The organism is Xanthomonas sp. NCPPB 1132 (genome assembly GCF_056629235.1).
The window spans coordinates 807,180-829,957 of record NZ_CM152819.1; the positions used below are offsets into that span (position 1 = coordinate 807,180).

Annotated in this window: 17 protein-coding genes; 10 read left to right on the plus strand and 7 right to left on the minus strand. The window is 69.0% G+C overall.

What is annotated here, in order from left to right; genetic code table 11:
* Positions 1-57: 57 nt before the first annotated feature.
* A complete protein-coding gene (locus AC1G9L_RS03595; RefSeq protein WP_019801725.1) occupies positions 58-450 on the minus strand; it encodes a DUF4124 domain-containing protein in 393 nt (130 codons plus the stop codon).
* A gap of 77 nt (positions 451-527) precedes the next feature.
* Here AC1G9L_RS03595 and pssA point away from each other — a divergent pair, with 77 nt between their 5' ends.
* From pssA to AC1G9L_RS03615, 4 genes are all read left to right on the plus strand, one after another.
* The gene (gene pssA, locus AC1G9L_RS03600; RefSeq protein WP_010340188.1) at positions 528-1,304 is read left to right on the plus strand and encodes a CDP-diacylglycerol--serine O-phosphatidyltransferase; all 777 of its coding nucleotides are present in this window, start codon (positions 528-530) and stop codon (positions 1,302-1,304) included.
* 14 nt (positions 1,305-1,318) lie between these two features.
* Complete coding sequence (locus AC1G9L_RS03605; RefSeq protein ID WP_481071000.1) at positions 1,319-1,795, plus strand: alanine acetyltransferase; 477 nt, start codon at positions 1,319-1,321, stop codon at positions 1,793-1,795.
* The gene (gene rimI / locus AC1G9L_RS03610; protein ID WP_010343574.1) at positions 1,792-2,280 is read left to right on the plus strand and encodes a ribosomal protein S18-alanine N-acetyltransferase; all 489 of its coding nucleotides are present in this window, start codon (positions 1,792-1,794) and stop codon (positions 2,278-2,280) included. The genes AC1G9L_RS03605 and rimI overlap by 4 nt, the downstream gene beginning before the upstream one ends.
* Positions 2,281-2,834: 554 nt before the next feature.
* Positions 2,835-3,989: a pectate lyase family protein gene (locus AC1G9L_RS03615; RefSeq protein WP_019799866.1), complete on the plus strand. Its 1,155-nt coding sequence runs from the start codon at positions 2,835-2,837 to the stop codon at positions 3,987-3,989.
* Between the two features lie 180 nt (positions 3,990-4,169).
* Here the strand turns inward: AC1G9L_RS03615 and AC1G9L_RS03620 are convergent, their stop codons facing one another.
* The 4 genes from AC1G9L_RS03620 to AC1G9L_RS03635 all read right to left on the minus strand — a co-directional run bounded on the left by AC1G9L_RS03620 (position 4,170) and on the right by AC1G9L_RS03635 (position 10,544).
* On the minus strand, positions 4,170-5,093 hold the full coding sequence (locus AC1G9L_RS03620; RefSeq protein WP_481070287.1) for an IS110 family RNA-guided transposase: 924 nt from the start codon (positions 5,091-5,093) through the stop codon (positions 4,170-4,172).
* Positions 5,094-5,377: 284 nt separating this feature from the next.
* Positions 5,378-8,410 carry a valine--tRNA ligase gene (locus AC1G9L_RS03625; protein WP_019800171.1) on the minus strand — a complete coding sequence of 1,011 codons (3,033 nt, stop codon included), beginning with the start codon at positions 8,408-8,410 and terminating at the stop codon, positions 5,378-5,380.
* Positions 8,411-8,525: 115 nt separating this feature from the next.
* On the minus strand, positions 8,526-8,951 hold the full coding sequence (locus tag AC1G9L_RS03630; RefSeq protein ID WP_029562175.1) for a DNA polymerase III subunit chi: 426 nt from the start codon (positions 8,949-8,951) through the stop codon (positions 8,526-8,528).
* Positions 8,952-9,062: 111 nt separating this feature from the next.
* Positions 9,063-10,544 carry a leucyl aminopeptidase gene (locus AC1G9L_RS03635; protein WP_481070288.1) on the minus strand — a complete coding sequence of 494 codons (1,482 nt, stop codon included), beginning with the start codon at positions 10,542-10,544 and terminating at the stop codon, positions 9,063-9,065.
* A gap of 107 nt (positions 10,545-10,651) precedes the next feature.
* Here AC1G9L_RS03635 and lptF point away from each other — a divergent pair, with 107 nt between their 5' ends.
* Positions 10,652-11,737 (plus strand): LPS export ABC transporter permease LptF, encoded by a 1,086-nt coding sequence (gene lptF / locus AC1G9L_RS03640; RefSeq protein WP_019801018.1) that lies wholly within the window; start codon positions 10,652-10,654, stop codon positions 11,735-11,737.
* The gene (gene lptG / locus AC1G9L_RS03645) at positions 11,734-12,840 is read left to right on the plus strand and encodes an LPS export ABC transporter permease LptG (RefSeq protein WP_019801017.1); all 1,107 of its coding nucleotides are present in this window, start codon (positions 11,734-11,736) and stop codon (positions 12,838-12,840) included. The genes lptF and lptG overlap by 4 nt, the downstream gene beginning before the upstream one ends.
* 204 nt (positions 12,841-13,044) lie before the next feature.
* Here lptG and AC1G9L_RS03650 read toward each other — a convergent pair whose 3' ends face one another.
* Positions 13,045-13,446, minus strand: a complete 402-nt coding sequence (locus AC1G9L_RS03650) for an MAPEG family protein (protein WP_481070289.1) — start codon at positions 13,444-13,446, stop codon at positions 13,045-13,047.
* A 668-nt stretch (positions 13,447-14,114) separates the two neighbouring features.
* Entirely contained in the window at positions 14,115-14,591 is a 477-nt protein-coding gene (locus AC1G9L_RS03655; RefSeq protein WP_019801979.1) for an RDD family protein, read from the minus strand.
* 248 nt (positions 14,592-14,839) lie between these two features.
* On the opposite strand from AC1G9L_RS03655, the gene xerD reads away from it, so the two are divergent.
* From xerD to AC1G9L_RS03675, 4 genes are all read left to right on the plus strand, one after another.
* On the plus strand, positions 14,840-15,814 hold the full coding sequence (gene xerD / locus AC1G9L_RS03660; RefSeq protein ID WP_041500492.1) for a site-specific tyrosine recombinase XerD: 975 nt from the start codon (positions 14,840-14,842) through the stop codon (positions 15,812-15,814).
* Positions 15,815-16,037: 223 nt separating this feature from the next.
* Complete coding sequence (locus AC1G9L_RS03665) at positions 16,038-16,844, plus strand: thioredoxin fold domain-containing protein (RefSeq protein ID WP_019801147.1); 807 nt, start codon at positions 16,038-16,040, stop codon at positions 16,842-16,844.
* A 307-nt stretch (positions 16,845-17,151) separates the two neighbouring features.
* Positions 17,152-21,183, plus strand: a complete 4,032-nt coding sequence (gene purL / locus AC1G9L_RS03670) for a phosphoribosylformylglycinamidine synthase (protein ID WP_481070290.1) — start codon at positions 17,152-17,154, stop codon at positions 21,181-21,183.
* A gap of 503 nt (positions 21,184-21,686) precedes the next feature.
* On the plus strand, positions 21,687-22,610 hold the full coding sequence (locus tag AC1G9L_RS03675; protein ID WP_481069107.1) for an IS110 family RNA-guided transposase: 924 nt from the start codon (positions 21,687-21,689) through the stop codon (positions 22,608-22,610).
* Positions 22,611-22,778: the final 168 nt, after the last annotated feature.

The following is a 22,778-nucleotide window of genomic DNA, read 5'->3' on the forward strand; positions in this document are numbered from 1 at the left end:
TGCCGGCGCTGCGGGCATCGCCCGCGGCTGGCCGCGCGCGTTCGGGGCGCGGCCGGCTTACTTGGCGGGCGCGGCCGCCGGGCTGCAGTAGGCCTTGATCGCGGCCTCGGCCAGGGCCTTCTGCGAGGCGCGCTGGGATTCGTCCAGCTCCCCGTCCGGCTTGCCGTCGCCATCGCTGTCGGTGGTGATCTTGCCGGGCTTGTTGAGGATGTCCAGGTTCTTGCGCGCGGTCAGGCACTGGCCGTTCTCGGCCGGGGCCGCCGCGGGCGTCTCGGCCGGGGCGTCGCCGCGGGTGTCGACCTTGCGCACCTGGTACTTGCCGCCGGTCGGCGGGGTCTCGGCATAGTGGGTGACGCCCTGGGCGTCCTTCCATTGGTACAGGGTGGTGGCGCCGAGCATGCCGCTGACGGCGAGCAGGCACAGGCAGCAAAACCGGGGCAGGGCGCGCATCTCGGTCTCCAGGGCGCGGCGGGAGCGCCGATTGCAGCACCCGCCGACGGGCCTGGCAAGTCGATTAGACTGGCGGGATGGACCCATCCCGACCGCCCCCCCGTTCGCGCACCATCTACCTGCTGCCGAACCTGTTCACCACCGCCGGCCTGTTCTCCGGTTTCTACGCCATCATCGCCGCCGCCAACGGCCAGTTCGTGCACGCCAGCGTGGCGGTGTTCGTGGCCGCGGTGATGGACGGGCTGGACGGGCGGGTGGCGCGGCTGACCGGCACCAGCAGCGAATTCGGCGTGCAGTACGACTCGCTGGCCGACCTGGTCAGCTTCGGCATGGCGCCGGCGCTGGTGATGTACCACTGGTCGCTGTCGGCGCTGAAGTTCGACGGCGGCATGCTCGGCCGGGTCGGCTGGTCGGCGGCGTTCCTGTACGCGGCCTGCGCCGCGCTGCGCCTGGCCCGCTTCAACACCCAGGTCGGCACGGTCGACAAGCGCTGGTTCGTGGGCCTGGCCAGTCCGGCCGCGGCCGGGCTGATGATGGCCTTCGTGTGGTCCTTCGCCGACGGCTCGCTGGGCTGGGACGGCGAACAACTGCGCTACGTGGCGCTGGGCCTGACCGTGACCGCGGCGCTGCTGATGGTCAGCCGCATCCGCTTCTGGAGCTTCAAGGGCAGTGGCGAGAAGGGCCCGCGCACCGACCGGGTGCCGTTCCTGATGCTGGTGCTGGCGCCGATCGTGCTGGCGGTGCTGGTCATCGACCTGGCGCGGGCGCTGCTGGCGATCGGCGTGCTGTACGCGCTGTCAGGGCCGTGCCTGTGGCTGTGGCGGCGCTGGCGCAAGGTGCCGGACGCGGCATGAGCGAGCAGGCGTCCATGCATGCGCCGTTGTGGTCGGCTGAGCAGGTCGGCTGGCTGCAGGCGCTCGGCCACACCGTGTACGTGGATGCCGCGGCCGTGGTCGAGCCCGAGCCCGTCCCGTCGCCGGCGACCGAGCCGGCGCCGCCGGTGCAGCGCGCGCCATCGGCATCGGCGCCGCCGCGTGGCGGCCATGCCGCCGACATGCCGGCCGGCGACGCACCGGAGCGGCGGCGGGCATCCGCGCCTCCGGCACCGGCGGTGCAGCCGGACGCGCCGCGTGCGGCGCCTGCGGCCGGGGCGCGCCGGGTCGGCCTGCGCCTGCCCGACCGCCTGCAGATCGCCTTGCTGCGCGCTTCCGGCCTCAATCCCAACGATCCGGCCACGCAGGCGCTGATGGCGACCTGGCCGCTGGACGAACTGCGCGGCAATGCCGCGGCCAAGCGCGCGCTGTGGCCGCAGCTGCGCGCGCTGCGCAAGCGGGCGCCGCGATGAGCGCGCTCGGCTCGGCGTCGGCGCCGCCGGCCACGCTGCGCGCCCTGCGCGAGGCCGACCTGGACGCGGTGATGGAGATCGAGCGCCGCGCCTATCCGTTCCCCTGGACCCGCGGCATCTTCCGCGACTGCCTGCAGGCCGGCTACCCGGGCTGGGTGCTGGTGGAGGAGGGCACGATCGTCGGCTACGGGGTGATCAGCGTTGCCGCCGACGAGGCCCATATCCTCAACGTCTGCGTGGCGCCGGAGCGGCAATCGCGCGGCTACGGCCGGCTGCTGCTGCGCGCGCTGATCAAGTACGGCGTCGATCTCGGCGCGCGCCGGGTGTTCCTGGAAGTGCGGCCGTCCAATCCCAATGCGATCGCCCTGTACCACAGCGAAGGCTTCAACGAGATCGGCCGGCGCCCGCGCTACTACCCGGCCGCGAACGGCCGCGAGGACGCGCTGGTGATGGCGATCGAACTGTTCTTCGACGGCATGTCCTGAGGCGCGTTCGCGCGCCGCCGTATTGCCGCGCGCCGCGGCCTGCTTGCGTGCCGCGTTTGCCTTGCCGCTGCGGGGATGCCGAACTGCGCACCCGGTGCGGCACATGTCTGCCGAAGTGGGCTCCGCCGCCGCGCCGGCAGCGTTCCCGCGACAAGTGCGCTGTCCGGTAGCGATCACGCCCGTCTGGCTCGCGTCCGTCACGCGCCTTTTTGCGCAGTCCTGGCGCGGTTGCAGGCTGCTTTGCAATGTCGCCCTGCTGTCGGTGGGACAGCGTTGTTGTCCCGCAGCGTGGGCGCCACGGCGCGTTGCCGCGCGCGACCGATTTGTGCGACGCATCTCACACATCCTGCTGCTGGATCGTGGGTGTCTACAGCGGCGCTTTACAGCCGCCGCGCGCTGCCTACAGTGCGCCCCTCTTCGGCGCCTGCCTCCCACGAAGGCATGACCCGCAGTTGTCCGAGGGGACAGCGACCGCGCAGGCGTCGCCGTGCATTCCGCCGTGGCGGAGCGCGCGCGCCTGCGTCCAAACCACGCATGCTCACGAGGTTTCCAGGATGACCACGCAGTCCCGCATCGCTTCATCGCCGCGCTCGCCGCTGCGCACGTTCGGCCTGGCCCTGTGCCTGGCCGGTATCGCCGGCGCCGCCCATGCCGACGCCAGCCTGGAGGTCGCCACCACCGGCTGGGCCACGCAGAACGGCGGCACCAAGGGCGGATCCAAGGCCGCCGCGGCCGACATCTACAGCGTCAGCACGGCGGCGCAGCTGAAGGCCGCGCTGAAGGCCAGCGCCGGCAGTAATGGCCGCATCATCAAGGTCAACGGCATCATCGACATCAGCGAGGGCACGCCGTACAGCACCACCGCCGACATGAAGAGCCGCGCGCGCCTGGACGTTCCGACCAAGACCACGCTGATCGGTGTCGGCAGCAACGCCGAGATCCGCGAGGGCTATTTCTACGTCAAGGCCAACGACGTGATCGTGCGCAACATCACCATCGAGAATCCGTGGGATCCGCAACCGGTGTGGGATCCGGACGACGGCAGCGCCGGCAACTGGAATTCCGAATACGACGGCATGACCATCGAGGGCGCCAGCAACGTGTGGGTGGACCATGTGACCTTCACCGACGGCCGCCGCACCGACGACCAGAACGGCACCGCCAACGGCCGGCCCAAGCAGCACCACGACGGCGCGCTGGACATCAAGAAGGGCGCCAACTACGTCACCGTGTCCTACTCGGCGTTCAAGTCGCACGAGAAGAACAACCTGATCGGCTCCAGCGACAGCGCCTCCAGCACCGACAGCGGCAAGCTCAAGGTGACCATCCACAACACCCTGTTCGAGAACATCTCCGCGCGCGCGCCGCGGGTGCGCTTCGGCCAGGTGCACCTGTACAACAACTACCACGTGGGTAGCACCAGCAACGCGGTGTATCCGTTCTCCTACGCGCACGGCGTCGGCAAGGAGTCGAAGATCTTCTCCGAGAACAACGTCTTCGACATCAGCGGCGTGAGCAGCTGCGACAAGATCGCGGCCGACTACGGCGGCAGCGTCTACCGCGATTTCGGCTCGCTGCTCAACGGCAAGGCGCTGACCTGCTCGTGGAACAACAGCATCGGCTGGACACCGCCGTACACCTATTCGCTGCTGCCGGCGAACAAGGTGGCGGCCGACGTCAAGGCCAAGGCTGGCGCCGGCAAGCTCTGAGGGATCGCCGCGCCGCCGCCTGGAGGGCCGGGCGGCGGTGTGGTGGTGTAGTGATGGGGCGTCAGTCGCGCTGCCAAGCCGAGATGACGTTGGGATGGTCCAAGGCCGTCCGCATCGCTGCCAATGCCCGGACGTGGCATGGCGCCGCGTCGCCGGTGCTTGTGTTGTAGGAGTCAACTGTCATGCACCTGCGATGACAGGAGGAGCGTACGGGGCCTGATCGCGCGCGATGGCGTTAAGCCAGCGCAGGAACTTGTGCATGCAGGCGACGATGGCGACCTTGGCCGGCTTGCCCGCTGCGCGCAGACGTGCGTAGGTGTTGGCCAAGGGGGATTTGGCGCGGATGCTGGCCCAGGTGGCCATGTACAGCACGCGCCGCACGTCGGCACGTCCGCCTTTGATGCGGCGCTGGCCTTTCCAGCAACCGCTGTCGTGATTGAACGGGGCCAGCCCGACCAGGGCAGCGAGCTTGCGTGGCGGCAGCGTGCCCAGCTCTGGCAGCCGCGCGGCCAGAACCGCGCGCAGGATCGTCCCGAGCCCAGTCACCTTGGGTAGGCTCGAGCAGGTCTTGCCCTGCTGCTCGATCTCCTGCGTCAACGTCTGGATCTGCTGGTTCAGCAGGGCGATCACCTCTCGGCAGCGGTGTTGCACCTTGGCGCTGGTGATGTGCTCCAGGCGCCGCCGATGGGCATCACGCTGGTCCACCAGGGTGGCACGCAGGTCCAGCAGTTCGCGAAGAGACTGCTGGTGCTCGGGCGCCACGGGCGTGGGCATGGTCGGGATGTGCTGGGCGGCGATGGCCAGCAGGCGCGCGTCCAGGGCATCGGTCTTGGCATGCAGGCCCAAGGCCTGGGCGAGCTTGCGCGGACGATCGGCGGGCATCCGCACCACGGGCAGGTCGGCCTGCCGCAACACTTGCAGCACGGCATGTTCGTAGCCGCCACTGGCTTCCAGCACGATCCGCTCGCAGCCCAGCTCGGCCAGGCGCTGGGCCAGCGCACGCTGCCCCTGTGGCGTATTGGGTTGGGTCCAGGTCTGCTCGTCCGGCAGGACATGAATGACCAGTTCGGCCTTGGATACATCGATCCCGACATGGCGTCGCATAGACGTTCTCCGCAGTAGACTTATGGACGAGAGCGCTCCTGCCGATGCCCATGCTTGTGGAGTTCGAGCTCGTCACTCGGGCAACTGTTCGGGCTTATCAGGCAGGAGAACCGGAGTGCGGCGGCGCTGACTCCTACTCGTGCTTGCTGGCACTGCGGCTAAACGGCCTGCCGCACTCCGCTCTCACCTGCAACGATAGACCCTTATTTGACACAAGCGGCTTCAGCCGCGACCCGTTAGGGACAGAGGTCGCGGCTGAAGCCGCTCCTACAACCTGTGTTGCGTTACAGCTTGGCGCGCTGCGCGCGCAGGCCGTCGAGTTGCGCACTCCAGTCGGCCAGGCGCTGGCGTTCCTGCTCGATCACCGCGGGCGGCACCTTGTCGGTGAACTTGCCCAGCTTGGCCTCGCTCTTGTCCTTCTCCGCGGCGACGCGGGCGATCTCCTTGTCCAGGCGCAGGCGTTCGGCATCCAGGTCGACCAGGCCTTCCAGCGGCACCAGCAGCGTCAGTTCGCCGACGATCGCGGTGGCCGCGGCCGGCGACGGCGCGCCGTCGTCCAGCCACTGGATGGACTCCAGCTTGAGCAGGAAGCGCAGCTGCGCGGCGAAACGTTCGATTCGCGCGCGATCCTGCGCCTGGCCACCCTGCAGCAGCAGCGGCACCTGCCGCGACGGCGCCACCTGCAGTTCGCTGCGCACGCGGCGCAGCGCCGACACCATCGCCTTCAGCCATTCGACGTCGGCCGCTGCGCCGGCGTAGGCGGTCACGTCCATCGCCGCGGCCTCCGGGTATGGCTGCAGCGAGATGGTCGGCGCGGCGATGCCCAGGCGCGGCGCCACCTGCTGCCACAGCTCCTCGGTAAGGAAAGGGGTCAGCGGGTGCAGCAGGCGCAGCAGGGTTTCCAGCACGTGCAGCAGGGTGTGGCGGGTGCTGCCGGCGGCGGCCGCGTCGTCGCCGCTCAGCGCCGGCTTGGCCAGTTCCAGGAACCAGTCGCAGAACTCGTTCCAGGCGAATTCGTACAGGCACTGCGCCAGCAGGTCGAAGCGGTACGCGGCGAACTGCGCCTGCGCCTCGGCGGTCACCGCCTGCAGGCGCAGCAGGATCCACTTCTCGGCATCGGTGACCGGTGCAAGCGAGGCTGGACCGGCATTCGAAGCGGTGTCCGCGTGGTTCGCCACCTGGGCGCGTGGCGACGCGTTCGTGATGGTCGCCGCGTCCACATCTTCCTGGCGCGTGTTCATGAGCACAAACCGGCTGGCATTCCACAGCTTGTTGCAGAAATTTTTGTAGCCCTCGGCGCGGCCCAGGTCGAACTTGATGTCGCGACCGTGGCTTGCCAGGGCCGCGATGGTGAAGCGCAGCGCGTCGGCGCCATGGGCGGCGATGCCGTTCGGGAATTCCTTGCGGGTGGCCTTCTCGATCTTGGGGGCATCCTGCGGCTTCATCAGCCCGGTGGTGCGCTTGGCGACCAGGGCCTCGATGTCGATGCCGTCGATGATGTCCAGCGGATCGAGCACGTTGCCCTTGGACTTGGACATCTTCTGGCCTTGCGCGTCGCGGATCAGGCCGGTGATGTAGACGTCGCGGAACGGCACCTTTCCGGTGAAGCTGTCGGTGGCCATGATCATGCGCGCCACCCAGAAGAAGATGATGTCGAAGCCGGTGACCAGCACGCTCGACGGCAGGTAGCGGTCGAAGCCGCGCTCGGCCATCGCCTGCGGCTCTGGCCAGCCCATGGTCGAGAACGGCCACAGCTGCGAGGAGAACCAGGTTTCCAACACGTCGCTGTCCTGGTGCAGGGCGACGTCGGAGCCGAGGCCGGCCCTGGCGCGCGCGTCGGCCTCGTCGCGGCCGACATAGCAGTTGCCGGCATCGTCGAACCAGGCCGGAATGCGATGACCCCACCACAGCTGGCGGCTGATGCACCAGTCCTGGATGTTCTCCATCCAGTGCCGGTAGGTATTGATCCAGTTCGGCGGCACGAACTGGATCTGCCCGGACTCGACCAGCTCCAGGCCACGCTTGGCCAGCGCGTCCATCTTCACGAACCACTGGTCGGTGAGATACGGCTCGATCACCTGGCCGGTGCGATCGCCGCGCGGCACCTGCAGCTTGTGCGGTTTGGTCTCGACCAGGATGCCGAGGTCTTCGAGGTCGGCCAGCACCGCCTTGCGTGCATCGAAGCGGTCCAGGCCATGAAATCTTGCAGGAGGCGAGATCTCATTGGGGTTCGGAAAATGCCGATAGTTGGCCTCTTCACCGAAGAGCTGTGTATAGCCGCCGCTCGAATCGACAGGGCCTTGACCCATCGAATAGAAGTCCGCCATGCGCGACGCGATCGGTTTGGCACTGATCTTTGCGTCAGGCGTGAAGATGTTGATCATCGGCAACCCATGCCGCACGCCGACCTGGTAATCGTTGAAGTCGTGCGCCGGGGTCACCTTGACCACGCCGGTGCCGAACGCGCGGTCGACGTAGTCGTCGCCGATCACCGGCACGCGGCGGCCGGTCAGCGGCAGCGTCACGGTCTTGCCGATCAGGTGCGCGTAGCGCGCATCCTCCGGGTGCACCATCACCGCGGTATCGCCGAGCAGGGTCTCCGGGCGGGTGGTGGCGACCACCAGATAGTCGCGGGTCTCGCGCAGGGTCTCGTTGCCGTCGGCGTCGTGCTCGACGTGTTCGTAGCTGGCGCCGTCGTCCAGTTTGTAGGCGATCGACCACAGGAAGCCGTCTTCCTCGACGTTCTCCACTTCCAGGTCGGAGATCGCGGTCTTCAGCACCGGATCCCAGTTGACCAGGCGCTGGCCGCGGTAGATCAGGCCCTGTTCGTGCCAGCGCACGAAGGCCTCGATCACCGCCGCCGACGGCTGCGGATCCATGGTGAAGGTGCTGCGCGACCAGTCGGCCGAGGTGCCGAGGCGGCGCATCTGCCGCTCGATGGTGTCGCCGGAATGCTGCTTCCACTCCCAGACCTTGGCGATGAAGCCGTCGCGGCCCAGCGAATCGCGGGTCTCGCCCTTGCCCTCCAGGGTCAGGTTGCGCGACACCACCATCTCGGTGGCGATGCCGGCGTGGTCGCTGCCGACCTGCCACAGCGTGTCGAAGCCGCGCATGCGGTGGTAGCGCACCAGCGCATCCATCAGCGTCTGCTGGAAGGCGTGGCCCATGTGCAGCGTGCCGGTCACGTTCGGCGGCGGCAGCAGCACGGTGTACGGCGTGCCTTTCCCGGACGGCACGAAGTAACCGGACGCTTCCCATTGCGCGTACAGGCGCGATTCGAAGGAGGTGGGATCGTAGCTGGAGGCGAGGGTGGTCATGGGCTGGGAATCGGGAATCGGGAATGGGGAATCGATGGAGCGCAGAGCAGGGGCCGCCTCAATGCGGCGCTTGGAGAAACGATTCCCGATTCTCCATTCCCGATTCTCCGCCTCATCACATATCGTGCTTGTTGACCGCGTAGCCCTGGGCCTTGTACTGCTTCCAGCGCTCGCGCAGCGGGTCGCGCGCGGACGGGTCGGCCGGCACGACTTCCAGGACGCGGTCGCAGGCGCCCAGGTAGGGCGCGTCGCGCAGGTTGATCACCAGCGGCCGCTGCGGCGCGTCGACGCCGGGCGGGACGATCAGCACCTGCGCCTCTTCCTCGTCGGCATCGGCGTCGGCGATCTGATGCGGGATGTAGGCGTCGGCATCGAACGCCCACAGCAACTCGTCCAGCTCCTCGGCCTGGGCCATGTCGCGCGCCAGCACCAGCGTCCACAGGTTGGCGTCGTTGGCCTTGCGCGCCAGCTCGCACACCAGCCGCAGCGGTTCGTTGAGGAACCGCGGCTTGGCGATCAGGTAGAAGTCGGCGCGCATCAGGGCTGGGAGTGGGGAATGGGGAATAGGGAATGGGAACAGCGGGTGGCGGCGCGTGCGCCGCCTCCGGTTGGGTCAGACAAGGCGCTTTTCACGATTCCCGATTCCCGGTTCTCAATTCCCGGCCGCAACGCGGTCAAGCAACCACTGCGACAGCAAGCCCACCGGGCGGCCGGTGGCCATGCCGCGCTTGCCTTCGTCGCTGGCCACGCCGGCGATGTCCAGGTGCGCCCAGCGCTGGCCTTCGGTGAAGCGCGACAGGAAGCAGCCGGCGGTGATCGCGCCGGCCCAGCGGCCGCCGATGTTGTAGACGTCGGCGAAGCTGGAATCCAGCAGGCCCTGGTACTCGTCCCACAGCGGCAGGCGCCAGGCGCGGTCGAACACGTGCTCGCCGGCGGCCAGCAGTTCGGCGGCCAGGTCGTCGTGCTTGCTCATCAGGCCGGCGGTCTGGTGGCCGAGGGCGACCATGCAGGCGCCGGTGAGGGTGGCCACGTCGATCAGCGCCGCCGGCTTGAAGCGTTCGGCGTAGGTCAGTGCATCGCACAGGATCAGGCGGCCCTCGGCGTCGGTGTTGCCGACCTCGATGGTCTTGCCGGACATGCTGGTGATCACGTCCGACGGGCGGTAGGCGTTGCCGTCGATCGCGTTCTCCACCGCCGGCACCACCACCACCAGGTTCAGCGGCAGGCGCGCAGTCGCGGCGGCGACGAAGGTGCCGATGACGTTGGCGCCACCGCACATGTCGTACTTCATCTCCTCGATGCCGCCCTGGGTCTTCAGGTTGACGCCGCCGGTGTCGAAGGTGATGCCCTTGCCGACCAGCACGTAGGGCTGGGCGTCGCCGCCACCGTGCCACTTCAGCACCAGCAGCCGCGGGCGGTTGGCCGAGCCGCGCGCCACCGCCAGCAGCGAGCCCATGCCCAGTTCCTGCATCTGCGTCTCGTCGAGGATCTCGGCCTCGGCGCTGTCCACGCCCTGGGCGAAGGCGGCGGCGGTCTCGGCCAGGTAGGCCGGGGTGCACAGGTTCGGCGGCAGGTTGCCCAGTTCGCGAGCGAATTTCACGCCGGCGGCGATCGCCTGGCCCTGGGCCAGCGCGGTGGCGTCGTCGCCGTGCACGGCCAGCCGGGCGAGGCCGCTGTCGTCGGGCTTCTTCTTGCCGAGGGTGGCGGTGTAGCGGTAGCAGGCGTGGTCGCTGGCGATCACCGCCTGGCGGATCGCCCAGGCGCGGTCGCGGCCCTTGACCTCCAGTTCGCTCAGGGTCAGCAAGGCGCTGGCCACCGGCCCGCTCTTGAGCGCGCGCGCGGCGTCGCCGACCGCCTTCAGGTATTGCGGCACGCCGAACTTGGCGGCGTCGCCCAGGCCCACGGCCAGCACCCGCGGCGCGCTCACGCCCGGCAGGTCGTGGAGCAGGGCGGTGGCGCCGGTCTTGCCGCTGACGTCGCCGCGCTCGGCCAGGGCGGTCAGGCGTCCGCCGCTGGCCGCGTCCAGGGCCTGGGCGGCCGGGGACAGGCGCTTGTCGGCGAACACGCCGACGACGATGCAATCGAACGCCGCGGTGGCCGGGGCGTCGTGGTTCAGGGTGAATTCCAGGGCCATTGATCAGATTCCGTTGGCAAATCCGTACAATCGCGGACTCTTTACCCCCAGTCGGATAGGCTGGGTCCGCCGCGAACGAATCCGAGAGTTTAAATCAACCCACCCCCATGCCGAAGCTCGATCGATACCTGCTGCGCGATTTCGTCCAGAGCTTCTCGGCCACCCTGATCGTGCTGCTGGTGGTCAGCGTCGGTGGTGTGCTGGTGGATATTCTGGGCAACATCGCTGATGGCCGCATCCCGGCCAAGTTGTTGTTTTCCCAGCTGGGCCTGCAGTTCGTGGTGTACCTGCCGCTGATCCTGCCGCTGGCGCTGATGCTGGGCCTGCTGCTGGCGCTGGCGCGGCTGTACCGCGACTCGGAAATGGCGGTGATCACCGCCATCGGCGTGGGCCCGCGGCGCCTACTGCGGCCGATCCGGATGTTGGTGATCCCGGTGGTGACCCTGGTCGGGATGTGCTCGCTATGGCTGGGCCCCTGGGCCGACCGCACCTCCGACCGGCTGATCGACGAGGCCAACCACAGCCTGCTCATGGCCGGGTTGGAGGCGGGGCGCTTCACCCCGCTGTCCGATGGCGGCATCGTCTACATCAGCACCCTGTCCGGGGACGGCACCAAGCTCAGCAAGGTGTTCATGCAGCGGCAGAAGGACGGTCGCCTCGACGTGGTCACCGCGCAGCGCGGCGCCATGTTCTTCGAGGGCAAGGCCGACCGCTACCTGCGCCTGGAGGACGGCTACCGGGTCGAGGGCCCGCTGGCCGGCGACGGGCTGGACTACCGGATGATGCGTTTCGTCAGCAACGACGTGGCGCTGCCCGACCGCAACGCCGCGCGCAAGGACGACGATCCGGAACTGCTGCCCACCGCCAAGCTGATCGGCGATCCGCGCCCGCAGGCCAATGCGCAGTTGCATGCGCGCCTGGCGCCGCCGCTGCTGGCGCTGGCCTTCGCCCTATTGACCCTGCCGCTGTCGCGCAGTTCGCCGCGGCAGCAGCGCTACGGCCGGATCATGCTGGCGTTCCTGGCCTACCTGGTCGGCACCAACCTGATGTTCCTCGGCACCCAGTGGCTGAGCACCGAGAAGCTGCCGCGCGCGCTCGGCCTGTGGTGGCTGACGCTGCCGCTGCTGGCGCTGTCGGTGTGGATGTACCTGCGCGATGGCCGGCTGTCGCGGCCGCGGAGGCAGCCGGCATGAGGCTGCGTCCGAACCTGCATGATGTGTACGTGGGCCGCGCCGTGCTCGGCACGGTGCTGCTGACCTGGGCGGTGCTGCTGGGCCTGGACGTGATCATGGCCCTGTCCAACGAGTTCAAGACGATCGGCACCGGCAGCTACAGCCTGGGCCATGCCGCCGCGTTCGTGGCCTACACGGTGCCGCGCCGCGCCTACACCCTGTTTCCGACCGGCGCGGTGATCGGCGTGCTGATGGGCCTGGGCCAGCTCGCCGCCACCTCCGAGCTGACCGCGCTGCGCGCGCTGGGCCTGTCGCGGCGCCGGCTGAGCCTGGCCGCAGCCTCGACCATGGCGGTGCTGACCGTGGTCATGGTGGTCAACGGCGAGACCCTGGCGCCGTGGGCGCAGAACCAGGCCGACGCGATCAAGGCCAACGCCAAGTACAACGGCGACATGAGCATGGCCCGCTACTCCGGGCTGTGGGCGCGCGAGGGCAACACCTTCCTCAATGCGCAGGCCGGCGAAGAGCACCTGGAGGACGGCGGCGGCACCTGGCTGGAGCTGCGCGACGTGCGTCTGTACACGTTGGACGACAGCGGTCGGCTGGCCTCGCTGACCCACGCCGCCATCGCCGAGCACCGGCACAGCGGCTGGACCCTCAAGCAGGCCTACCGCGACACCTTCGCCGAGCGCTCGGTGCAGCGCGAGAAGTTCGATAGCCTGCCGTGGCAATCGCAACTGGATGCGGCGGCGCTGGCATCGGGCCTGGCCAAACCGCGCAACCTGTCGGCGCGCGACCTGCACACCAGCATCGAATACCGCCGCCGCAACGGCCTGGACGCGCGCGACTACGAGGACCAGTACTGGAGCCGCTGGTTCTACCCGCTGAACGTGCTGGCGCTGTGCTTCGCCGCGATCCCGTTCGCGTTCGGCGCGCTGCGCAGCGGCGGCATGGGCAAGCGCCTGTTCCTGGGCATCCTGTTCGCCCTTGTGTTCTGGCTGCTGCAGTTGTTCTTCGGACGCATGGCCGGCGCCCTGAAGTTTGACTATCGCATCGCCTACGCCTTGCCGCCGCTGGTGATGCTGGCCGTGTCCTGGTTGCTGTTCCGCAAACGCAGCAGCTAGGCGGTGCGTCGTCCAAGCGCCACTGGCAGGTGGCTTGCCTGTTCTATGCGGCAGCGATCTTCGGCCGCCGCCGGACGGGCGCAATCTGCCCGCCGATAGCCATTTCCGGGCAGGGCTGCAGCAACGGCTAGGGAGACAGCCGGGGCTGTCTCGTATGGGACGGTTGATCGGGAAGGCGACTCATCGGAACGTCGAGGAAGCCAATCAACTGCCGGTGGCCAGATCAAAAACTATCTTGCCAAGCGAGCCCAGTAGCAAAACACCCGACGCTAACGCCTGGGTAATGAATCCCGGGATGCGCTTGGCTGGATCGGCCATGTAGCCGATAGAGTAAGAAATCCTTGCGGCGATCCAGATCGCTCCGATGATGGTCGCGATCGTCTGGTTCCAGTAAATCGCGAACAGCCAAAGGCTTGTCAGAAATATGGGAAGCCATTCCAGTGTGTTGGAATGAATCCGAATGGCGCGTTCGAGCATGGGGTCACCTGTCATGACAGGTGGGTCGATGCCTGACTTGCTACGCGCGCGCCCTACCTGGAGGCCCATGAAAAAATAGACCAGCAATGCAAGCAATGTAACGATTGCCGTCCAGCGATACTCGATCATGATGCTTGGGCTCAGCGGTATGGGTGCACGCTTATACTCTGGATCAGCCGGCGGCTCCAAGCAAAAAGCCAAAGAGAACAGCGGTCGCGTCGTCGATGCAGTTCTTGCAACCGCACGTCAGCAAGGGTGCAGAAAAAATACGGGCAAGCTCATTAGCCATGCTGCTCCCGTTTTCCCGCAATAGGTTCCCGATGGCTTTGGTTTTGGCAATCGGGTCAGAAAGGTGCGCTGGCGCAATCGTGCCGCGCCGCAGTGCTCCCGATGGGGCAGGAACGGTTGGCGCGCCGCCGCGCGCCCATGTGCTGCGGTCAGGGCTTGGCCTTGGGCTGGCGGCTCAAGCGGGTACCGCTGGCCCTGTCATGCCGCGCCGCAGTGCTCCCGACGTGGCAGGAGTGGTTGGCGCGCCGCCGCGCGCGCATGTGCTGCGGTCAGGGCTTGGTCTTGAGTTGGCGGCTCAGACGGGTACCGCTGGCGCGGTCGTGCCGCGCCGCAGTGCTCCCGACGTGGCAGGAGTGGTTGGCGCGCCGCCGCGCGCCCATGTGCTGCGGTCAGGGCTTGGTCTTGGGTTGGCGGCTCAGGCGGGTACCGCTGGCCCTGTCATGCCGCGCCGCAGTGCTCTCTACGTGGCAGGAGTGGTTGGCGCGCCGCCGCGCGCCCATGTGCTGCGGTCAGGGCCTGGCTTTGGGCTGGCGGCTCAGGCGGGTACCGCTGGCCCTGTCATGCCACGTCAACCGTTCGCGATCGACAAGTGCCCACCAGAACCCCAACCCACCCAGCAATAACGACACGGTACCGACCAGATAACGCCGCCACAGCGCACCCCAGCGCGGCGTGGTGCCATCGGCACCGTGCAGGCGCAGGCGCCACGGACGCATGCCCAGGGTCTGGCCGCCGCGGCGCCAGCTCAGCGTCGCGTACAGGCCGGCCACCACCCAGCAGCACACCCACAGCAGCCACTGCAGGGCGCTGAACGGAGCGATGTTCTCACGCGGCGCATGGCCTTCCAGCGTGTAGCCGAGGGTGAACAGCGCCGAGACCACGAACCACAGCGCCAGCACCGGCCAGGCGTCGTAGAACAGCGCCAGCAGCCGCCACAGCAGCAGCGCGCGCGGGCGGGGGGCGGGATCGGGAGGCGAGGCGCTCATCGGCACAGCTTAGAGCCAGTCGCGCGCTTTGCGGTGGACCGCGTGTCGTGCGGCTCGCGCATGCGCAGCCCTGCGCGCGTCCCGCCCACATCGACCTTGCGCCCCCCGGCGAAGCCGCTAGGCTTTCCCGATTCCCGATTCCCGATTCCCGATTCCCGATTCCCGATTCCCCAATCCCCCCAATCCCCCCAATCCCCCCAATCCCCCCAATCCCCCCAATCCCCAATCCCCAATCCCCAATCCCCCCAATGCCCTCCCTGCATTCTCCCGCCGAACGCCGCCAGCAGACGCAACGGCTCGCGCCGCTGCGCGAGGCCGATGCGCTGGCGATCCAGCAGTTTCTGGATGCGGCCTGGGCCGAGCAGGGATTGGCGCGGCAGAGCCTGGACAGCTATCGCCGCGACCTGGAGGGATTCGCGCGCTGGCGCGACGGTGCGGGCGGTGGCCTGGCCGGGGCCGATCGGCAGGCGCTGTTCGACTACCTGGCCTGGCGCACCGAACTGGGCTACTCGCCGCGCAGCAATGCGCGCTGGCTGTCGTCGTTGCGCGCGTTCTTCGCCCTTCGCGTGCGCCGCGGCGAGCGCGGCGACGATCCGACTGCGCTGCTGGAGCCGCCTCGGCTGCCGCGTTCGCTGCCCAAGGCGCTGGCCGAGAGCCAGATCGATGCGCTGCTGGCGGCGCCGGACGCGACCGCGCCGGCCGGCCTGCGTGACCGCGCCATGCTCGAGCTGATGTACGCCGCCGGGCTGCGCGTCAGCGAACTGGTGAACCTGCCGGCCAACGCGGTGAATCTGCGCCAGGGCGTGTTGCGGGTCACCGGCAAGGGCAGCAAGGAGCGGCTGGTGCCGCTGGGCGAGGAATCGCAGCACTGGCTGCAGCGCTACCTGGACAGCGCGCGGCCGGCCCTGGCGGCTGGGCAGGCGGTGCCGGCCAGCGATGGCGTGGTGCCGCTGTTCATCGACGCCGCGCGCCGCCCGCTGACCCGCCAGCAGTTCTGGGTGTTGGTGAAGCGCTATGCGGCGGTGGCCGGGATCGACCCGGCGCGGATCAGCCCGCACGGCCTGCGCCACAGCTTCGCCACGCATCTGCTCAACCGCGGCGCGGACCTGCGCGCGCTGCAGATGCTGCTCGGCCACAGTTCGCTGTCCACCACCCAGATCTACACCCTGGTCGCGCGCGAACACCTGCAGAGCCTGCACCGCAAGCATCATCCGCGCGGTTGAAGGTCCCTGCAATCCGCCACGTGGGCTGCGCGCGATCGTCCAGGAGCGGCTTCAGCCGCGATGGTGTTTTCGGGGAATGCCGTCGCGGCCGACGCCGCTCCTGCGGGTGATTTGGAGCGTTCATGAAGGTGGCCGCGTTGCGCGACGCCGCTCAGCCTGTCTACATGGACCGTGCTGGGGGGTGTGCGACAATCCGGCCATTCGCAGCCCTCATGGATCGCCAATGCTCCGTTTTGCTCTTTGCGCGCTGCTGGGCGCGGCTTCGCTCTCCGCCTGCGCACAGTCCACCACGCCGCCGGCCGGCGCCGCCGCGTCGTCCAAGGCCGCACCCGCCGTCAGCGGCGCACCGGGCGAGCAGCGCGTGCGGTCGGCGCTGCTGCAGCTTGATCCCAATTTCAAGCCCGACTACATCGGCGCCGCGCCGTTCCCCGGTTTCCGCGAAGTGGTGGTGGGCGGCCAGGTGCTGTACGTCTCCGACGACGGCCGCTACCTGTTCCAGGCGCAGCCGTTCGACATCCAGGAAAAGCAGTTCGCCTCCAGCGAGGGCCTGCTGAGCTACCGCCGCAAGCTGCTGGAATCGGCGCCGCGTGCCGATCGCATCGTGTTCGCCCCGGCCAATCCCAAGTACACCATCAGCGTGTTCACCGACATCGAATGCGGCTACTGCCGCAAGCTGCACAGCGAGATCGGCGAGCTCAACAAGCAGGGCATCGCCGTGGAGTACCTGGCGTACCCGCGCATGGGCCTGGGCAGCCAGGACTACAAGGACATGGTCGCGGTGTGGTGCGCGGCCGACAAGAAGAAGGCGCTGACCGACGCCAAGGCCAGCGGCAAGGTGCCGAGCGCGGCCAACTGCAAGAACCCGGTGACCATGCAGTACAACCTGGGCCAGCGCCTGGGCGTGAACGGCACCCCAGCGATCTTCGCCCCGGACGGCACCCAGATCGGCGGCTACCTGCCCCCGGCCAAGATGCGCGAAGCGCTGGACAAGCGCGCGGCGGAAGCGACCAAGGCTGGCGGAAGCCGCTGAGCGGCCGGGAATGGGGAAACGGGAATCGGGAATGGGCGCGACGTCGCTCGTTCCCGCGGCCACGACCGCTGACCCTTGACCCCCCGTATCTCCCCCTTGGTCGGCGGTGCGGCCTCTGCGCCACCGCTGTTGCCGCCCCGTGTTTTGCCGCTGGAGCGTCGCGCCCGCTGGCGCCCAACCACCGCTAGCGCGTCCGCGTGCGCCGACCCCGCTCGGCGGCCGGCTGTGCCGATTCCCCATTCCCGAATCCCCATTCCCAGCTCTCCGCTACAATAGCCAGCCCGTTTCCTCACACGGTTCCCCGGACATGATCGTCCTCGAGGGCGCTTCCGCCCTTTCGCCGTTCCGTCGCGCTCGGCTCGAAACCCGCCTGCAGTCCCTCGTTCCCGGCGTGCGCATCGCTGGTGCCTGGCACGTCTACTTCATCGACGGCGAGAACGCCGGGTCGCTCGACCTGGTCGCGGCGCGGCGCATCCTGCAGGCCCAGGACGCACCGGCGCCGGTCGACGCGGGTAGCTGCTCGCGCTACGTGGTGCCGCGGCTGGGCACGCGCTCGCCGTGGTCGAGCAAGGCCACCGAACTGGTCCGCGGTGCCGGCTTGGCGATCCGCCGGGTCGAGCGCGGTACCCGCCTGGACCTGGCCGGCTGGCCGCAGGCAGCGGCCGACCAGGCCGCGCTGGCCAAGCTGCTGCACGATCCGATGACGCAGTCGCTGCTGGACGATGCCGCGCAGGCGCAGGCGCTGTTCCAGGCGCCGGCGCGCGGCGAGGTCGAGCGCATCCCGCTGGACCAGTTGGAAGCGGCCAACGCGCGTCTGGGCCTGGCCCTGGCCCAGGACGAGATCGACTACCTGCGCCAGCGCTTCGGCGAGCTCGGCCGCGATCCGGCCGACGTGGAACTGATGATGTTCGCGCAGGCCAATTCCGAGCACTGCCGGCACAAGATCTTCAACGCCAGCTGGACCATCGACGGCAAGGAGCAGGACCGCTCGCTGTTCCGGATGATCAAGCACACCCACCAGCAGACCCCGCAGCACACGCTCAGCGCGTACAGCGACAACGCGGCGGTGGTGGAAGGCCATCCGGCCGCGCGCTATCGCCCGGATCCGGCCAGCGGCGAGTACCGCAGCGAGGCGGTGACGCCGTCGGCGTTCTGCATCAAGGTCGAGACCCACAACCACCCGACCGCGATCGCGCCGTTCCCGGGCGCGTCCACCGGTGCCGGCGGCGAGATCCGCGACGAGGGCGCCACCGGCCGCGGCGGCAAGCCCAAGGCTGGCCTGACCGGCTTCAGCGTCTCGCACCTGCGCATCCCCAGCCTGCCGCAGCCGTGGGAGGGCGCGCGTCCGCTCAACCCGCGCATGGCGCCGGCGCTGGAAATCATGCTGGACGGCCCGCTCGGCGGCGCCGCGTTCAACAACGAATTCGGCCGGCCGAACCTGCTCGGCTATTTCCGCAGCTTCGAGCTGCCGGAGACGCAGGACCTGACCCGCGCCTACGACAAGCCGATCATGCTGGCCGGCGGCCTGGGCGCGATCGACCGCGTGCAGGTGGAGAAGATCCCGCTGCAGCCCGGTGATGCGGTGATCGTGCTCGGCGGCCCGGCGATGCTGATCGGCCTGGGCGGCGGCGCGGCCAGTTCGGTGGCTTCCGGCGACAGCGCCGAGGACCTGGATTTCGCCAGCGTGCAGCGCGACAACCCGGAGATGGAGCGGCGCGTGCAGGAGGTCATCGACCGCTGCGTGGCGCTGGGCGCGGACAACCCGATCCGCTGGTTCCACGACGTCGGCGCCGGCGGCCTGTCCAACGCCATTCCCGAACTGCTGCACGATTCCAGCGTGGGCGGCCTCATCGACCTGGACCGCGTGCCCAGCGACGACCCCTCGCTGTCGCCGATGCAACTGTGGTGCAACGAATCGCAGGAGCGCTACGTGCTTGGCGTGCCGCAGGCGCGCCTGGCCGAATTCGCCGCGATCTGCGAACGCGAGCGCTGCCCGTTTGCCGCGGTGGGCGTGGCGACCGCCGAGGAGCGGCTCGTTGTGGGCTACGGTGTCCTCGGCGGTGGGAATGGAGAATCGGGAATCGGGAATGGTGAAAAGCCGGCCGACTCCGCTGTTGCCCATTCCCCATTCCCCACTCCCCAGTCCCAGCATCCGATCGATCTGCCCATGGACGTGCTCTTCGGCAAGCCGCCGAAGATGCACCGCGACACCCGGCAGCCGCCGGCGCCGCGCTGGCCGGAGCTGGACACCGACGCGCTGGACCTGCGCGAGGCCGGGCTGCGCGTGCTGGCCCATCCGACCGTGGCGGCGAAGAGCTTCCTGGTCACCATCGGCGACCGCAGCGTCGGCGGCCTGACCGCGCGCGAGCAGATGATCGGTCCCTGGCAACTGCCGCTGGCCGATTGCGCGATCACCCTGGCCGGCTTCGACACCCACGCCGGCGAAGCGATGGCGATCGGCGAGCGCACCCCGCTGGCCCTGCTCGACGCCGCCGCGGCCGCGCGCATGGCGGTGGGCGAAGCGATCACCAACCTGTGCGCGGCGCCGGTGCAGGCGCTGGACCAGGTCAAGCTGTCGGCGAACTGGATGGCCGCGGCCAACCACGACGGCGAGGACGCGCGCCTGTACGCCGCGGTCAAGGCGGTGGGCATGGAACTGTGCCCGCAGCTGGACCTGAGCATCCCGGTGGGCAAGGACTCGCTGTCGATGCAGGCGCAGTGGGGTGTGGCCGGGATTCGGGATTCGGGATTGGGGATTGGGGAGAGCGCTTCTGCGAATCCCGAATTCCCACTCCCCACTCCCGGCGCGAGCGCCACGCACAAAAGCGTCTCGCCCGTCTCCCTCATCGTCTCCGCCTTCGCGCCCGTCGCCGATGCGCGGGCGCAGTTGACGCCGTTGCTGGCGCGCGAGGCCGAGAGCGAGTTGTGGCTGATCGGGCTGGGCGGCGGCAAGCAGCGCCTGGGCGGTTCGGTGCTGGCGCAGGTGCATGGCGACGGTGCGCTGCCGGCGTTCGGCGGCGCGGTGCCGGATTTGGACGATCCGCAGCGGCTGCGTGCGTTCTTCGAGCTGATCCGCGATGCGCGCGAGGCCGGCATGCTGCTGGCGTATCACGACCGCAGCGATGGCGGCGCGTTCGCCGCGCTGTGCGAGATGGCGTTCGCCTCGCGGCAGGGCCTGGACATCACCCTCGATGCCTGGGGCGACGATCCGTTCCGCAGCCTGTTCAACGAGGAACTGGGTGCGGTGGTGCAGGTCGCCAAGGAAGACCGCGCCGCGTTCGCCGATCTGGTCGAGCGCCATGCGCTGACCGAGTGCGCGCAGCGCATCGCCCGCCCCAGCACCGCCGCGGCGGTGCGCGTGGCCCTGGGCGGCAAGACCCTGGCCGAATGGCGTTGGGACGAGCTGTTCGATGCCTGGTGGTCGGTCACCCACGCCATGCAGACGCTGCGCGACAACCCCGACAGCGCCGCCGAGGAGCGCGCGCTGGCGTGCGATTTTGCCGCGCCCGGGCTGAAGCCGAAGCTGGCCTTCGACCCGGCCGAGGACATCGCTGCGCCGTTCGTCGCCAGCGGCCAGCGGCCGAAGGTGGCGATCCTGCGCGAGCAGGGCGTCAACGGCCAGATCGAGATGGCCAATGCGTTCGAGCGCGCCGGGTTCCGCGCCTTCGACGTGCACATGAGCGACCTCATCGCCGGCCGGGTCGACCTGGCCGACTTCGTGGGCCTGGCTGCCTGCGGCGGCTTCAGCTACGGCGACGTGCTCGGTGCCGGCCGCGGCTGGGCCACCTCGATCCTGGAGCGGCCGGCGCTGCGCGATGCCTTCGCCGCGTTCTTCGCGCGTCCGGATACCTTCGCCCTGGGCGTGTGCAACGGCTGCCAGATGCTCAGCCAGCTCAAGGACATCATTCCCGGTGCCGAGCACTGGCCGCGCTTCCTGCGCAACCGCAGCGAGCAGTTCGAGGCGCGCACCAGCCTGCTGGAGGTGGTGGAGTCGCCGTCGATCTTCCTGCGCGGCATGGCCGGCTCGCGGATTCCGGTGGCGGTGGCGCACGGCGAAGGCCGCGCCGAGTTCGACACCGCCGTGGACCAGGCCGCCGCGCGGGTGGCGCTGCGCTTCGTCGACGGCCATGGCGCCGTCGCCACGCAGTACCCGCTGAACCCGAACGGCTCGCCCGACGGCATCACCGGCCTGACCAGCGACGACGGCCGGGTGACGATCCTGATGCCGCATCCGGAACGCACCCTACGCTCGCTCAACCTCAGCTGGCATCCGGCCGAGTGGCCGGACGCATCGCCGTGGCTGCGTATGTTCCGCAACGCGCGGGTGTGGGTGGGCTGAATCCGGCGTTGCCCAGGCGCGCTCGCCGATGGCGACGCGCCTGCGCGACGGCGACGGCGCGTCGCCACCAGTCCGATCGAGCGCCGACGCGCTGGGTCGCGCGTCGCTGCGTCCCATGTGGGAGGGACTTCAGTCCCGACGCAGGACCGTGTCCGGGCCGGCTGGGTCGGCTGGGTCGGCAGTCCGACAGGCCGATACCGTCGATGTTTCCCGTGTATCGAATGGAATCCCCCTGCAAGTCCCGCAGTCGGGATGATCTGGCCGTGCGCGGTCGCGGCTGAAGCCGCTTGTGTCAAATAAGGGTCTATCGTTGCAGGTGAGAGCGGAGTGCGGCAGGCCGTTTAGCCGCAGTGCCAGCAAGCACGAGTAGGAGTCAGCGCCGCCGCACTCCGGTTCTCCTGCCTGACAAGCCCGAACAGTTGCCCGAGTGACGAGCTCGAACTCCACAAGCATGGGCATCGGCAGGAGCGCTCTCGTCCCTGAGTCTACTGCGGAGAACGTCTATGCGGCGCCATGTCGGGATCGATGTATCCAAGGCCGAACTGGTCATTCATGTCCTGCCGGACGAGCAGGCCTGGACCCAACCCAATACGCCACAGGGGCAACGCGCGCTGGCCCAACGCCTGGCGGAGCTGGGCTGCGAGCGGATCGTGCTGGAAGCCAGTGGCGGCTACGAACATGCCGTGCTGCAGGTGCTCCGAGAGGCAAACCTGCCGGCAGTGCGGATGGCCGCCGATCGTCCGCGCAAGCTCGCCCAGGCCTTGGGCCTGCATGCCAAGACCGATGCCCTGGACGCGCGCCTGCTGGCCATCGCCGCCCAGCACATCCCGACCATGCCCACGCCCGTGGCGCCCGAGCACCAGCAGTCTCTTCGCGAACTGCTGGACCTGCGTGCCACCCTGGTGAGCCAGCGTGATGCCCATCGGCGGCGCCTGGAGCACATCACCAGCGCCAAGGTGCAACACCGCTGCCGAGAGGTGATCGCCCTGCTGAACCAGCAGATCCAGACGTTGACGCAGGAGATCGAGCAGCAGGGCAAGACCTGCTCGAGCCTACCCAAGGTGCCTGGGCTCGGCACGATCCTGCGCGCGGTTCTGGCCGCGCGGCTGCCAGAGCTGGGCACGCTGCCGCCACGCAAGCTCGCTGCCCTGGTCGGGCTGGCCCCGTTCAATCACGACAGCGGCTGCTGGAAAGGCCAGCGCCGCATCAAAGGCGGACGTGCCGACGTGCGGCGCGTGCTGTACATGGCCACCTGGGCCAGCATCCGCGCCAAATCCCCCTTGGCCAACACTTACGCGCGCCTGCGCGCAGGCGGCAAACCGGCCAAGGTCGCCATCGTCGCCTGCATGCACAAGTTCCTGCGCTGGCTCAATGCCATCGCGCGCGATCAGGCCCCGTACGCTCCTCCTGTCATCGCAGGTGCATGACAGTTGACTCCTACGAAAACTGCAGGGTTTCGTCCCGCGCGCGCTGCCGTCATGGCGGTCGCGCTCGTGTGCCTGCGCCACCGTCGCGGTGAACAAGCCGGTGGTGTGCGCCCACCTGGCGCTCCGGGCTGCATGCCCGCACTGCGGCCGCCTCCATTCCGCCATCCG

Excerpts from the sequence above, each read along its gene's own strand:
- AC1G9L_RS03595 (WP_019801725.1), bottom strand. The coding sequence starts at position 450 with ATGCGCGCCCTGCCCCGGTTTTGCTGCCTGTGCCTGCTCGCCGTCAGC.
- pssA (WP_010340188.1), top strand. The coding sequence starts at position 528 with ATGGACCCATCCCGACCGCCCCCCCGTTCGCGCACCATCTACCTGCTG.
- AC1G9L_RS03605 (WP_481071000.1), top strand. The coding sequence starts at position 1,319 with ATGCATGCGCCGTTGTGGTCGGCTGAGCAGGTCGGCTGGCTGCAGGCG.
- rimI (WP_010343574.1), top strand. The coding sequence starts at position 1,792 with ATGAGCGCGCTCGGCTCGGCGTCGGCGCCGCCGGCCACGCTGCGCGCC.
- AC1G9L_RS03615 (WP_019799866.1), top strand. The coding sequence starts at position 2,835 with ATGACCACGCAGTCCCGCATCGCTTCATCGCCGCGCTCGCCGCTGCGC.
- AC1G9L_RS03620 (WP_481070287.1), bottom strand. The coding sequence starts at position 5,093 with ATGCGACGCCATGTCGGGATCGATGTATCCAAGGCCGAACTGGTCATT.
- AC1G9L_RS03625 (WP_019800171.1), bottom strand. The coding sequence starts at position 8,410 with ATGACCACCCTCGCCTCCAGCTACGATCCCACCTCCTTCGAATCGCGC.
- AC1G9L_RS03635 (WP_481070288.1), bottom strand. The coding sequence starts at position 10,544 with ATGGCCCTGGAATTCACCCTGAACCACGACGCCCCGGCCACCGCGGCG.
- lptF (WP_019801018.1), top strand. The coding sequence starts at position 10,652 with ATGCCGAAGCTCGATCGATACCTGCTGCGCGATTTCGTCCAGAGCTTC.
- lptG (WP_019801017.1), top strand. The coding sequence starts at position 11,734 with ATGAGGCTGCGTCCGAACCTGCATGATGTGTACGTGGGCCGCGCCGTG.
- AC1G9L_RS03650 (WP_481070289.1), bottom strand. The coding sequence starts at position 13,446 with ATGATCGAGTATCGCTGGACGGCAATCGTTACATTGCTTGCATTGCTG.
- AC1G9L_RS03655 (WP_019801979.1), bottom strand. The coding sequence starts at position 14,591 with ATGAGCGCCTCGCCTCCCGATCCCGCCCCCCGCCCGCGCGCGCTGCTG.
- xerD (WP_041500492.1), top strand. The coding sequence starts at position 14,840 with ATGCCCTCCCTGCATTCTCCCGCCGAACGCCGCCAGCAGACGCAACGG.
- AC1G9L_RS03665 (WP_019801147.1), top strand. The coding sequence starts at position 16,038 with ATGCTCCGTTTTGCTCTTTGCGCGCTGCTGGGCGCGGCTTCGCTCTCC.
- purL (WP_481070290.1), top strand. The coding sequence starts at position 17,152 with ATGATCGTCCTCGAGGGCGCTTCCGCCCTTTCGCCGTTCCGTCGCGCT.
- AC1G9L_RS03675 (WP_481069107.1), top strand. The coding sequence starts at position 21,687 with ATGCGGCGCCATGTCGGGATCGATGTATCCAAGGCCGAACTGGTCATT.